14 protein-coding genes are annotated in these 12,807 nt (G+C 67.8%); 11 read left to right on the forward strand and 3 right to left on the reverse strand.

Annotated elements, in window-relative coordinates; genetic code table 11:
* Position 1: 1 nt before the first annotated feature.
* From AMIS_RS37570 to AMIS_RS37580, 3 genes are read right to left on the reverse strand one after another with little or no spacing between them, the layout of a single operon-like run.
* Positions 2-928 carry a flagellin N-terminal helical domain-containing protein gene (locus AMIS_RS37570; RefSeq protein ID WP_014447719.1) on the reverse strand — a complete coding sequence of 309 codons (927 nt, stop codon included), beginning with the start codon at positions 926-928 and terminating at the stop codon, positions 2-4.
* A gap of 14 nt (positions 929-942) precedes the next feature.
* Entirely contained in the window at positions 943-2,373 is a 1,431-nt protein-coding gene (gene flgK / locus AMIS_RS37575) for a flagellar hook-associated protein FlgK (RefSeq protein ID WP_014447720.1), read from the reverse strand.
* Entirely contained in the window at positions 2,373-2,858 is a 486-nt protein-coding gene (locus AMIS_RS37580) for a flagellar protein FlgN (RefSeq protein ID WP_014447721.1), read from the reverse strand. The genes flgK and AMIS_RS37580 overlap by 1 nt, the downstream gene beginning before the upstream one ends.
* 280 nt (positions 2,859-3,138) lie before the next feature.
* Between AMIS_RS37580 and AMIS_RS37585 the strand changes: the two genes are divergently transcribed.
* The 11 genes from AMIS_RS37585 (at position 3,139) to AMIS_RS37635 (ending at position 12,639) form a co-directional block, all read left to right on the forward strand.
* Positions 3,139-4,374, forward strand: a complete 1,236-nt coding sequence (locus AMIS_RS37585) for a flagellin N-terminal helical domain-containing protein (protein WP_014447722.1) — start codon at positions 3,139-3,141, stop codon at positions 4,372-4,374.
* Between the two features lie 128 nt (positions 4,375-4,502).
* Positions 4,503-5,915, forward strand: a complete 1,413-nt coding sequence (gene fliD, locus AMIS_RS37590) for a flagellar filament capping protein FliD (protein WP_231859170.1) — start codon at positions 4,503-4,505, stop codon at positions 5,913-5,915.
* A 77-nt stretch (positions 5,916-5,992) separates the two neighbouring features.
* Positions 5,993-6,364 carry a flagellar export chaperone FliS gene (gene fliS / locus AMIS_RS37595; RefSeq protein WP_014447724.1) on the forward strand — a complete coding sequence of 124 codons (372 nt, stop codon included), beginning with the start codon at positions 5,993-5,995 and terminating at the stop codon, positions 6,362-6,364.
* Positions 6,361-6,696 carry a hypothetical protein gene (locus AMIS_RS37600; protein ID WP_014447725.1) on the forward strand — a complete coding sequence of 112 codons (336 nt, stop codon included), beginning with the start codon at positions 6,361-6,363 and terminating at the stop codon, positions 6,694-6,696. The genes fliS and AMIS_RS37600 overlap by 4 nt, the downstream gene beginning before the upstream one ends.
* A 175-nt stretch (positions 6,697-6,871) precedes the next feature.
* Positions 6,872-7,219 carry a flagellar basal body rod protein FlgB gene (locus AMIS_RS37605; protein ID WP_014447726.1) on the forward strand — a complete coding sequence of 116 codons (348 nt, stop codon included), beginning with the start codon at positions 6,872-6,874 and terminating at the stop codon, positions 7,217-7,219.
* A 2-nt stretch (positions 7,220-7,221) separates the two neighbouring features.
* The gene (locus AMIS_RS37610; RefSeq protein ID WP_041830311.1) at positions 7,222-7,614 is read left to right on the forward strand and encodes a flagellar basal body rod protein FlgC; all 393 of its coding nucleotides are present in this window, start codon (positions 7,222-7,224) and stop codon (positions 7,612-7,614) included.
* Between the two features lie 5 nt (positions 7,615-7,619).
* Positions 7,620-7,997 (forward strand): flagellar hook-basal body complex protein FliE, encoded by a 378-nt coding sequence (locus tag AMIS_RS37615; RefSeq protein ID WP_041831658.1) that lies wholly within the window; start codon positions 7,620-7,622, stop codon positions 7,995-7,997.
* Between the two features lies 1 nt (position 7,998).
* Entirely contained in the window at positions 7,999-9,609 is a 1,611-nt protein-coding gene (gene fliF / locus AMIS_RS37620) for a flagellar basal-body MS-ring/collar protein FliF (RefSeq protein ID WP_014447729.1), read from the forward strand.
* Positions 9,610-9,643: 34 nt separating this feature from the next.
* Positions 9,644-10,669 (forward strand): flagellar motor switch protein FliG, encoded by a 1,026-nt coding sequence (fliG, locus tag AMIS_RS37625; RefSeq protein WP_041830312.1) that lies wholly within the window; start codon positions 9,644-9,646, stop codon positions 10,667-10,669.
* A complete protein-coding gene (locus AMIS_RS37630; protein WP_157435199.1) occupies positions 10,653-11,324 on the forward strand; it encodes a FliH/SctL family protein in 672 nt (223 codons plus the stop codon). The genes fliG and AMIS_RS37630 overlap by 17 nt, the downstream gene beginning before the upstream one ends.
* A 7-nt stretch (positions 11,325-11,331) precedes the next feature.
* Positions 11,332-12,639 carry a FliI/YscN family ATPase gene (locus tag AMIS_RS37635; protein WP_014447732.1) on the forward strand — a complete coding sequence of 436 codons (1,308 nt, stop codon included), beginning with the start codon at positions 11,332-11,334 and terminating at the stop codon, positions 12,637-12,639.
* Positions 12,640-12,807: the final 168 nt, after the last annotated feature.

Raw genomic sequence — 12,807 nt, forward strand, 5'->3', positions numbered from 1 at the left:
GTCACCTCAGGAAATCGATGAGCGAGGGCTGGATCACCTTGGCCGTGGCGGCCAGGGCGGCCTGATACGAGGTCTGCTGGAGCTGCAATTCCATGATCGCCTTCGGCAGGTCGACATCCTCGATATCGGAGAGCTGCGACGACACGGACATCAAGCGATCCTCAGCGGACTGCTTCATCTGGGTAACCCGATTGTATCGGGCACCTACCTCCGAAAGCGTGGAATTCAGGATCTCTGACGCTTTATCGAGATTCTTCAGACCAGCAGTAATACCGGCGCTGTCTCCGTCACGCATGGCATCGGTAAGCCCTTGCAGGACATTGAAGAGTTGCGCTGGATTGGGGTCGGTCGAGCCCGGCAGAGTCTCCGCTCCGAAGACCTCCGGGCCTCGTACGTCGACGCGAACCTTGGCGTTCGGGCCGATCGTCCGGAGCACTTCGCCGTCGGCTTCGCCGGTGTATCCACCGGTCGACCCATAAGCGGCGTTCCCCGGTGTGGCGCCCCCGAATACCGGACGATCCATGTACTTGGTGTTGGCGTACTGGATCAGAGTGCCTTTGATCTGTTCGATCTCGGCGGCTCGAGCCTTGTTGGCCTCCGGAGTGCTGCCGCCGCCGGCGCTGCTCGCCGCCAGGGTCAGTTCACGAACCTTGGCGACCAGGACCGTCGCGTCCTGCAGGGTGTCCTGCACGGTTCCGAGACGGCCCATGGCGTCGTCGGCGTTCGTCGAGTACTTCTTCTGCGCGCGCACCTCGCTGCGCAGCTGGAGGGCGGTCACCGTGCCCGTCGGCGAGTCGGACGGGCGATGCAGCTGCTTGCCGCTGGAGATCTGGTCCTGCGCGGTCTGGGTGCGGCTGAGATTGCGCTGCAGGCTCGCCATCGTCCTGGTGCGGACGCTGCTTTCGGTGACCCGTGGGCTACTGCTCATGAACGGGACTCTCCCTACCTGCCGACCAGGCCGGTCCGGTTGATCAGTTGGTCGAGCATCGAGTCGATCGTGGTGAGGACCCGCGACGCGGCCTCATATCCACGCTGGTACGTGAGGAGGTTGGTCATCTCCTCGTCGAGGTTCACGCCGGACTCCGCGTCCCGGGCGGCGTCCACCTGGTCGGTCACCGCGTTCTGGATGTCCCGCCGGCGGATCGAGGACTGTGCCGCGACGCCGAGGTCGCCGATCAGGGACTGGTACTCGGCGTCGGCGCCGGTCCGCGACGTGGAGAGCTCGGAGATGTCGTCGGCGATCACGCCGTCCAGCACCCCACCCGGGTCGAGGGTCGGGTCGCCGGAGGAGATGGCGAGCTTGTCGGGGTCGGTGACGCCGACCGTGATGTTCGCGGCGGAGAGCGGGTTGGCGTTGCCGGCGACGAAGAAGTTCTCACCGGGGCCGGTGCCGTCGATGCTGTACCCGAGTTTGTGGATGTCGTTCACCGTCTTCGCCAGCGTCGTCGCGACCTTGTCGAGCCGCTCGGACATGGTCTGCAGCGTCCCGCCGCGGGCCAGCATCTCCATCGCCGCGCCCATCGAGCCGCCCGGGCTCACCGGCGACTTGGTGTCGGTGAACCGCAGGTTGACCTCGGTGGTGCCCAGGTCCTCCAGCCGCAGTGCGCCACCGGCCTCGATCTCGATCGGCCGGGTGGTGAACTCGGAGACCAGCGGTGCGCTGCCGACGTAGACGCTGAGCGCGCCGTTCGGCAGGTCGGTCGCGGTGGCGCCGACCATCTCGGAGAGCTTCAGCACCGCCTGTCCCCGCTGGTCCTGCAGTTCGTTGGCCTGCAGGCCGGCCGCGGTGGCGACGACGATCTCCTGATTCAGCCGGGCGATCGTCTCAGCTGCCTTGTTCACCTCGCCGACATAGGTGTCGAGGCCGGCGCGGGTCGCCTGGTACTGGTTGTTCAGCTGCGCCGACGCGTCGTTGAGCGTCGCCGCGACGGTGGTCGCCTGCTGGATCATCGCCGCTTTCGGCGCGGCCTTGTCCGGGTTGGTGGAGACCGCGTTCCAGCCGTCCCACATGTCCTGGAGCCGCGCCTGCAGCGCGGTGTCGCTGGGCTCCGCGAAGGCGTCCTCGATCAGCGCGTACGACGAGGCCCGCTCGTTGTGATACGCCGAGTTCGCGTGCTCGGTGTAGCTGCGCTGGTCGAGTGCGGTGTTGCGGAGCCGCTCCACCGAGGAGACCGTGACGCCGCTGCCCACCGCGGTGGTGGTGGCGTAGACGCCCGGTACGAGATTGGCGTTCTGCGATTGCATCACCACGCGCTGCCGGGTGTAACCCTCGGTGCTCGCGTTGGCGATGTTCTGGCCCGTGACGTCCAGGCCGCGGCGCTGCGCGTACAAGGAGGTCAGCGCCGTATTGAGTCCACTGAAAGTGCTGCCCATCAGATCGCCTCATCAACCAGGCTGGGGCGGCGAGCGCCGCCGGTGACGGTCTGGCCCTGCGGCCCGTACGTTTCCACAGTCTCGGCGAACGCGAGCATGGTTTCGCGAGCCGCGCGCTGTCCGGCCGTGAGCAGGTCACGGTTGACGTCGGCCAGGGCCCGGATCTCCGACGTCAGCAGCAAAAACGCCTTACGGTGCTGGTGCAGCAGGTCCGACCAGGGGTCGGGCGCCGCGTCCGCGAGCTCGCCGAGGGAGGCGTCGGGTGACAGGCCGAGTTCGGCGGCGACCTCCTGCGAGTACGCGGCGCGGATGACCTCGGTCTGCCGGATCTGGTCGAGCACAACCTCCACCTCACGGGTGGCGTGGCTGAGCCAGCGTGACCGGTTGGCGGCGAGGAGCAACTGCTCCTCCTCAAGCTTGAACAGCAGCATCTCCAGCAGCTCACGTGCACGCCACAGGACGCTGGCCAGGTCGGTCAGGCTCACCCGGACCTCCGTGTCGTCTCGCTGTCGGGCTCACCCCCTCGGCGGACCCGCTCATTCGGACAGGTCGGCACATCCGCCGTGCCGCTGAGCGGTTTCCGACGATCGCCCCACCCGCTCACCCGGGACGGGTGGACAGCCGGGCATTCCCCGGTTCGCCCGAAAAGCCCGAAAAAATCTCAGAGAATGCTCATGGCCTCTCGGCGATCGGCCGAAGGGATGAGGCGTAGCACACGGCTCATGGACGGGCCGCTCAGGACCCCAGTCAAGGAGGAGTTTTTCAATGGGTCTTCGCATCAACCAGAACATCGCCGCGCAGAACGCCTACCGGAACCTCTCGGTGACCGACAACCAGATGTCGAAGTCGCTCGAGAAGCTGTCCAGCGGCTTCCGGATCAACCGGGCGGCCGACGACGCGGCCGGTCTCTCGATCTCCGAGGGCCTGCGTTCCCAGGTCGGTGGCCTGAAGGTCGCCGTCCGCAACGCCCAGGACGCGATCAGCGTCGTGCAGACCGCTGAGGGTGCGCTCAACGAGACCACCAGCATGCTGCAGCGCATGCGCGACCTGGCGGTTCAGGCCAACAACGCGTCCCTGGACGCCGAGGCCAAGAATGCCGCCCAGGCGGAGTTCTCCCAGCTCCGCTCGGAGATCGACCGGGTTTCCGACACCACCTCGTTCGGCAAGTCGAAGTTGCTCGACGGCAGCTTCGGCAACACCCAGGGTCTGTCGACGGCCAGCCCGGCGGTGCTCGCCGACGGTGACGCGCTCGGCATCAAGATTGACGAGCTCAACGGTGTCGACGTCTCCGCGCTGGACATCAAGGCGTCGGTGACCGCGTCGGTCAACACGCCGGCGGAGGCCGGCGACACGACCATGGACAGCGCCGTCGCGGATATGAACAAGCAGCTCTCGGACGCTCTCAAGACCGCCGGCTACAACGGCGACGAGATCACCGTCAGCGCCAAGATGGATGCCGACAAGAAGATCACCTGGCAGGTGAACTCGGCCGGCGGTCAGACCTTCAAGACCGACGGCACGGACACCACCATCGTCGCCGCGAGCACGTCGAGCGCCGCGCGGACCGGCGCGACGCCGGGTGACTTCCAGATCGGAGCGAACGCCGACGAGAAGCTGAACATCAGCATCGGAGCCGTCAACTCCCAGAGCCTCGGCCTCAGGGGCCTCGACCTCACCACGGCGGGCACCGCCGCGAGCGCCGGGGTCGACGCCGTCCCGTCGGGCGCGGAGGCGGCGATCACGGCGCTGGACAAGGCCATCACCACGGTCTCCGACCAGCGGGCCAAGCTCGGTGCCTCACAGAACCGTTTCGAGCACACCATCAACAACCTGAACACCGCGGTGGAGAACCTGTCCGCCTCGGAGTCCCGGATCCGCGACACCGACATGGCGCAGGAGATGGTTTCGTTCACCCGGAACCAGATCCTCACCCAGGCCGGCACGTCCATGCTCGCGCAGGCGAACCAGTCCTCGCAGGGCGTGCTCTCCCTCCTGCGCTGATAGCACTCGCAACCGAACAGCCACCGACTACAACTGAATCTCGCGGCGAGACGGCCGAATAGGTGGGGGTAGCCGAGAAACCGGCTACCCCCACCGCGCAATTGTCCTCGGACGAAAGCAGGTTTTCCGTGAGCTCCTCTGTTGACGGCCTCGTCAGTGGAATGCAGACCTCGTCGATGATCAACCAGCTGATGAAGGTTGAGGCGGCGCCGCAGACCAAACTCAAGACCAAGGTCGAGACCGCGCAGACCGCGGTGGCCTCCTACCAGTCGGTGAACGCCAAGCTCAAGGCCGTCAAGTCGGCCGCCGAGTCGATGGCCCGGCTGGAGACCTGGCGGGCGGTCAAGGCCACGTCCAGCTCCGACGCGGTCACCGCGACCGCTTCCGGCAGCGTGTCGAGCATGGCCGGCGCGATCACCTTCAACGTCGACAAGGTCGCCCGGGCCCAGACCTCGGTGCTCAAGGTCAGCACGACGTCGGAGTCCTTCCCGACGCAGTTCTCCATTCAAAAGGGCAGCTGGGCCGACATCGATGCCGACGCCGCCACCGAGAACGACGCCTTCAGCTCCGACGGCACCGCCCCCACGGTCATCGATGTGGGCACGCCGCCCACGGCCGCAAAGGTGGCGGCTGCGGTCAACAAGGCCGACATCGGCATCCGCGCCTACGTCGTCACCACGGGCCCGGACACCGGAGCGCTCCAGTTCACCAGCTCCAAGACCGGCGCCGCACAGGGCTTCCAGATCACCGGTCTGGTGGACTCGGCGAACCCGGGCGAGCAGCTCACCAGCACCTCCTCCCGAGATGCCGTGCTCAAGCTCAACCCGGGTACCCCTACCGAGTACACGGTCACCAGCAGCACCAACACGTTCAACGACGTGATGCCCGGTGTCACGATCACCGCATCCAAGATTCAGACCGGCGTCACGGTCACCGCTGCCTCCGACGTCAGCGCGATGAGCGCCAAGATCCAGGCGTACGTCGACGCGGCGAACGCGGCGTTCACCGAGATCAAGACGCAGACCGCGTACGACGCCGAGACGAGGAGCGGCTCACCGCTGACCGGTGACTTCACCGTGCGGCAGATGAACCAGGCCATGCTCAGCATGATCAGTGGTGGTCTGACGTACGACAAGAAGGTCTACGACGCGAACGGTGAGGTGGCGAGCACCGAGCAGGTGTCCTTCGGCTCACTCAGCCAGCTCGGCATCGAACTGGACGCCACCGGCCAGCTCAGCTTCACCGCCAGCAAGTTCGAGGCCCAGTACGCCAAGGACCCGAGCCGGATCCAGAGCGGCGCGATCGGCTTCGCGAACCAGGTCAAAGAGATGGTCACGAAGCAGTCCAACACCGTGGTCGATGTGATCACCGGCCGGAAGAACGAAATCGACTCGCTCAACGAGCAGGTCGGCAACTGGGATGTCCGGCTCTCCGCACGCCGCATGGCGCTGCAGCGGCAGTACGCCGCGCTGGAGACGGCACTCGGCAAGATGCAGAACCAGTCGACCTGGCTTTCCGGCCAGCTGTCCGGCCTTTCCTGAGACAGGGCCGTCCCTTGAACGACCCGATGTAACGCGGCCAGCAGGACCAGACACCGGCCCTTGACCCGAGGAGACTCATGACCGCGCCCAACCTTCGCGACCGCTACCTGCAGGACTCGATCAACACGGCTTCGCCGGCGAAGCTGCTGACCATGCTCTACGACCGGTTGATCCTCGACCTGGGTCAGGGTGAGGAGGCGATCCGCAACGGCGACCGGGAACTCGGCAGCGCGAAGGTGATGCACGCTCAGGAGATCGTCCTGGAGTTGCGGACCACCCTCGACCTGGAGGCCTGGGACGGCGCACCGGGCCTGGCCAACCTGTACGGCTTCATCCTCACCGAGCTGATCGGCGCCAACATCAGCCGGGACGCGGACCGGGTGGCGAGCTGCCGCAAGTTGCTGGAGCCTTTGCGCGACGCGTGGCGCGAGGCGGCGACGACGACATGAGCACCGAGACGCAGGCCGTGGACTGGCGAGACGCCTGGACCGAAGCACTCAACGAACTCGAGATGGACATCACGGCCGTCGAGGCGATGCTCGCCGACGAGCACCGGCACGCCGAGACGCCGCCGGCCGACCTCTGGAAGCCGCCCACCGAACTCGGCGCGCTGCCGCTCGAGCTCAAGCCCCGGGCCGACGAGATCCTCACCCGGCAGCTCGCCGCGGCGGAGGAGATCGCCCGGCGGCTCACGGCGAACCGCCAGCAGATGTCGATGACGTCCCGGATCGAGACAGGTGAGGCGGTAAAGCGACCCGTATACCTGGACTGCGCGATGTGACCACAGCGTCCCGGAACCCCGGATGGGGGTTCCGGGACGTTTGGCGTGTGCAACCTCTCAGCAACCGCTTGGGACTCAGCGGATCGCGGCTCAGGCCGAACTGCAAGGTACGAGCAACGGATTGCTCACCGAGAAGCCATGGATCGGCGACCAGACGGATCGGCTAGGAGTTCCCGTGTTCGATGACCGTTCGTCGTCCGCGCTGCGTGTTGCTGTCGCGGGCCTCGCGGCGCGGCAGACCGCCATTGCCAACAACATCGCCAACATCGAGACCCCCGGCTACCGGGCCCGTAAGGTCAAGTTCGAGGAAGCGCTGAAGGGCGCCATGGACAACGGCGGATCGCCGAGCGACGTCACCCCGTCCGTGCTGACTTCACTGGAGCCGACACGGCTCAACGGGAGCAACGTCAACCTCGACCAGGAGACGCTGTCGCACATCGATACGACGATGCGCTACAACCTCGCCATCCGGGCGCTCGACGGCAAGTACAGCCTGCTTCGCGAAGCCATCAAGGGGGCGTGACCATGAGTACGTTCAACGCGATCGGGGTGGCCGGCACCGGCGTCACCGTCTACCGCAAGTGGCTGGACGCGGTGTCCGACAACATCGCCAACATCAACACCACCACGCGTACCTCGGAGAACGCCTTCCAGGCCCGGTACGTGGAGGCGCGTGCCGCACAGGACGGCAACGGCGCCGAGGTGGGCGGCATCCAGCTGGGCAGCGCGGAGGGTGTGCTGGCGTACGAGCCGGACAACCCGCTCGCCGACGCCGAGGGCTACGTCCGGCGCCCGGACATCGACATGGGTAGCCAGATGGCCCAGATGATGATGGCGCAGCGCGCGTACCAGGCCAACCTCGCGGTGGTGGACCGGGCTCGCGAGTCGTACTCCGCCGCGATCAACCTCGGGAAGTGATCGTCATGACCTCTCCGATCGGCGGCATCGGCAGTATCGGCGGACTCGGCAGCCTCGGTGGTATCGGTGGCTCCTCCGGCGTCGAAGGCATCTCCGGGCTGGGCGGGTTCAGCGGTGTCGGCGGGATCTCCGGCGACACCGAGACCACCACCAAGGGCCCGAACGCCGACTTCGCGGGCATGCTGGCCCAGGGCCTGGAAAACGTCCAGGCCTCCCAGGCCAAGGCGAGCGACCTGGGCGTACAGGTCGCGAACGGCACGCTGGCCGACCCGGCCCAGTACACGATGGCATCCACCGAAGCCGCTCTGGGACTCCAGCTCACCATGGCTATCCGCAACAAGGCCGTGGAGGCGTTCCAAGAGATCATGAGGATGCAGGCGTGACATGACCGACCGCCTTCCCGCTCCGGTTCGCCGCGTCACGGACACCTTCAAGTCCTTCACACCGGGACAGAAGGCTGTCACGATCTTCGCGGTCATCGCGCTCATCGTCGGTGGCTACTTCTTCGCCACCTGGGCGGCCAAGCCGTCGTACCAGATCCTCTTCAACAATCTGTCCACCAAGGACGCCAGCGCGATCGTCGAGTCCCTGCAGAAGTCAGGTGTCTCCTACGAGCTCGCGAACGACGGCACGACCGTCATGGTCCCCCGCGACCAGGTGAACCAGCTGCGGCTGCAGCTCTCCGGCGAGGGACTGCCCAACGACGAGGGCACCGGTTACTCGTTGCTGGACCAGCAGGGCATCACCACCAGCGACTTCATGCAGCACGCCAACTACCAGCGCGCGCTGGAGGGCGAGCTCTCCAAGACGATCAAATCGATCGACGGCGTCGAGGCGGCCACTGTGCACCTCGTGATGCCTCAGAAGGACGTCTTCACCGACGACCAGAGCAAGCCGACGGCGTCGGTGCTTGTCGCGTCGAAGGGCAACTCCGAGCTCTCCGGCGACCAGGTGCAGTCAATCGTGCACCTGGTCGCGTCAAGCGTCGAAGGGCTCGATCCGACCCAGGTCACGGTTGCCGGCTCGGACGGCCGGATCCTCTCCACCGGCGGCGGCGCCAACATCGCCACGGGTGGCGACAGCGGCGCCGAGGCGCAGACCGTCAACTTCCAGAACCGGCTGAACGCCTCGTTGCAGAAGATGCTGGACAGCCTGGTCGGTCCCGGGCACGCGGTGGTCACCACCACGGCCATGCTCGACTTCGACCAGACCGAGACCCGGAGCAAGAAGTACACCGCCGACCCGGCGACCCCTGCCGAGCAGGAGAGCATCAACACCGAGACGTACACCGGCAGCGGCGCCAATCAGGGCGGTGTGCTCGGCCCGGACAACATCCAGGTGCCGAACAACGCCGGCAGCGGCCAGTACAACAACAAGAACGAGGTACGCACCCGGCAGCTCGACGAGGTCGAGGAACTGCGCCGCAACGCGCCGGGCAGCATCGAGCGGCTCAACGTCTCGGTCCTGCTGGACAGCGCGACGGCCGGTGGCGTGAACCCGGACCAGGTGCAGGAGCTGCTCAGCGCGGCAGCCGGCATCGACGCCACCCGCGGCGACACCATCGCGGTCGCCTCCATGCCGTTCGACACGAGCGCGGCCACCGCCGCCAAGGACGAGCTCGCCGCCGCGGCGTCGGCCGAGCAGGAGGCCAAGCAGCTCACGCTGATCAAGACGGGCGCCCTGCTCTTCGTGGTCCTCGCGCTGATCTTCCTGGCCTGGCGGGCCAACAAGCGGGCCAAGAAACGCCAGCAGCTCACCGAGGAGGAGCGCAAGCACCTCGAGAACATGCAGGCCGCTCTGGAGGCGCAGCGACGAGCCGAGCTGGACGTCACCACCGCCACCGCGATGAACATGCTGGAGAGCCCGGAGGTCGCGAACCAGAACGACGAGGCGCGCGAGGAACGGCACAAGGAGATCGAACAGCTGGTCAAGGAGAAGCCGGAGGAGACCGCCGCGCTGATCCGCAGCTGGCTCTCGGCCGACGCGACGCACTGATCGAACTAGCACCACGACGGTTGAGGAGTATCCGTTGACCACTCCGGGTCTCACCACGCTCTCGATGACGGGTGCGCGCAAGGCCGCGATAATGCTGGTCCAGTTCGGCAAGGAACAGTCCGCCGAGGTTCTGGCGAACATGACCGAGAAAGAGGTCGAGATGCTGTCCGCCGAGGTCGCTCGGCTGGGCAAGCTCGACCCCCATCAGGTCGACGACGTGATGGACGAGTTCTACGCCATGGCGACGACCCGGTACGCCGGGTCGGGCGGCATGGATTACGCCAGGGAGCTGCTGGAGGCGTCGCTCGGCAAGGAACGGGCGGCGCTGATCCTGGACCGGCTCGAGGCGTCGATGAACGACATCCCGTTCAACTTCCTCAGTCACGCGGACCCGCGACAGCTGCTCTCGTACGTCCAGTACGAGCATCCGCAGACCATCGCGCTGGTGTTGGCCCACATACCCTCAGCCCTGGCCTCGTCGATCCTGGCGGGGCTTCCGCTGGAGGTGCAGACCGAGGTCGCGCACCGTATCGCGATCATGGACCGCACCTCTCCGGACGTCATCCGGCAGGTGGAGAACGCGCTGCAGCGCAAGCTCTCCACCGTGCTCCAGCCGGACGAACTCTCCACGGTCGGCGGCCTGCAGCCGCTCGTCGACATCATCAACCGCGCCGACCGCACCACCGAGCGGCTCATCCTGGAGGCGCTCGAAGCGCGCAACCCGGAGCTGGCCGAGGAGATCCGGCGCCGGATGTTCATGTTCGAGGACATCATCAACCTCGACGACCGCTCGGTGCAGCTGGTGCTCCGCCAGGTCGAGCCGGCCGACCTCGCCACCGCGCTCAAGGGCGTGCCGGAGAACGTGCGCGAGAAGGTCACCCGCAACCTCTCCGAACGCGGCCGGGAGAACCTCCTCGAAGAGATCGACTTGCTCGGCCCGGTCAAGGTCAAGATGGTCGAGGAAGCGCAAGCCAAGATCGTCGGCGTCATCCGCACGCTCGAGGACTCCGGACAGATCGAGATCCAGCGTGGTGGCGAAGCCGATGAGCTCATCGCCTGACCGGCCGGTGATCCGCGGGGCGGTGGCCGAGGCGGCCACCGCCGCGCAGTTCTCCGTCGACCTGCGCCGGGACGATCCGGTGCTCGACACCGAGGCCGTCGAACGTGCGAAACAGCAGGCCCGCACCACCGGTTACGCCGAGGGCTGGGCGCAGGGCAAACGCGATGCCGTAGCCGCCGCGGAGGCTGCCGCGGCGCGTGCGGTCGCCAGCGAGGAGGCGTACGAGCAACGCCGGGCAACCGCCCTCGCCAGTGCCGTGAACGCCCTCGGCCGTGCCGTCACCGAGCTGGAGAACCAGCTCATGCCGACCTTCACCGAGCTGCAGGAGGTCGTGCTGGCGAGCGCCTTCGAACTGGCCGAGGCGATCGTCGGGCGTACCGTGCGCGACGATCCGGAGCGGGGCGCCGACGCCGTGCGCCGGGCCATGAGCGCCGCGCCCGAACACGGCAGCGTCTCGGTGAGCCTGCATCCGGACGACTACCGGACGCTGGTCGGCGACGGTGACGCCGAGTTCGACTTCGCGGGCCGGCGGATCAGCCTGCGCCCCGACCCCAGCCTGCAGCCCGGTGACGCGGTCGCCTCCACCGGCACCTCGACCATCGACGCGACGATCGAGTCAGCGATGCGCCGGGCCCGCGAGGCGCTCCGGATCTGAGGCACCCATGACCGATCTCTTCCAGCACCGGCTGCACAACGCCGTGGTCGCGGCCCGTCCCATGGTCAGCGGCCGGGTGACGGGCGCCGTCGGCCTGCGCGTGACGGTGAGCGGGATCGACGCCAACGTCGGTGACCTGCTGCGGATCGGCGACGGGCCGGACGCGGTGCTCGCCGAGGTGGCGGCCCTCGACGGCGAGCGGCTCTCCTGCCTCCCGCTCGGGCCGATCGCCGGGATGGGCGCCGGCACCCCGGCGTACGGCACCGGCGGTCCGCTGCGCGTCGCGGTCGGCCCGGACCTGCGCGGGCGCATCCTGGACGGCCTCGGCCGTCCGATGGACGGTGGCCCGCCGCTGCGCGGCACGATGGTCGAGATCGACACCGCGCCGCCGGCCGCGATGGACCGCCAGCTGGTCGACAAACCCATGTCTTTGGGGGTACGGGTTCTCGACACGCTCGTGCCCTGCGGCCGGGGACAGCGCATCGGCATCTTCGCCGGCTCCGGCGTCGGCAAGTCGACGCTGATGAGCATGATCACGCGGGGCACCTCGGCCGAGCTGAACGTCGTCGCCCTGGTCGGCGAGCGCGGCCGCGAGGTACGCGAGTTCATCGAGCACGACCTCGGCGAGGAGGGCCTGGCCCGCTCGGTCGTCGTGATCGCCACCTCGGACACCCCGCCGCTGGTCCGGCTCCGGGCCGGCTCGGTCGCCACCCGGATCGCCGAGTACTACCGGGACGAGGGCGCCGACGTGCTGCTGATGATGGACAGCGTGACCCGGGCCGCGATGGCGCAGCGCGAGGTCGGCCTCTCGGTCGGCGAACCGCCCGCCACCCGCGGCTATCCACCGTCGGTCTTCGCCATGCTCGCCGCCCTGCTGGAACGCGCCGGCCCGGGCGCGCGCGGCAGCATCACCGGCCTCTACACCGTGCTGGTCGAGGGCGACGACCACAACGAGCCGATCGCCGACGCGGCCCGATCGATCCTCGACGGGCACATCGTGCTGGACCGCAAGCTCGCCACGGCCGGCCACTTCCCGGCCATCCAGGCCCTGGACTCGATCTCCCGGGTCGCCAACAAGATCACCAGTCGCGAGCAGCGGGCGGACGCCACCGAACTGCGCCGCCTGATGGCCGCCCACCGCGAGGTGCGCGAACTCGTCGAGATCGGCGCCTACGTGCAGGGCACCAACCCGGACGCCGACCGCGCCAACGCGGCGTGGCCGCAGATCAGCGCCTTCCTCCGCCAGGACCTCGACGAACGCCTGACTGCCGAGGACGCCTGGGCCCAGCTGAGGGCCCTGATAGCCACCACGTAGCCGTCCGCCCCGAACACGCCTGCCGCGGATTGCGCCCTGCCGTTCCCGCGGTCCGTGGCTCGCAGATCTTGGAAACGCCGAGGCCGGCTGGCGCTCAGTGCGGACAAAACGGGCGCTCGGCAGCACTGGCAACCCGCCGGGCGAGCCGAGCTGGCTCCCAGTGTCGGC

The sequence above is a fragment of the Actinoplanes missouriensis 431 genome, assembly GCF_000284295.1.
GTDB classification, from domain to species: domain Bacteria; phylum Actinomycetota; class Actinomycetes; order Mycobacteriales; family Micromonosporaceae; genus Actinoplanes; species Actinoplanes missouriensis.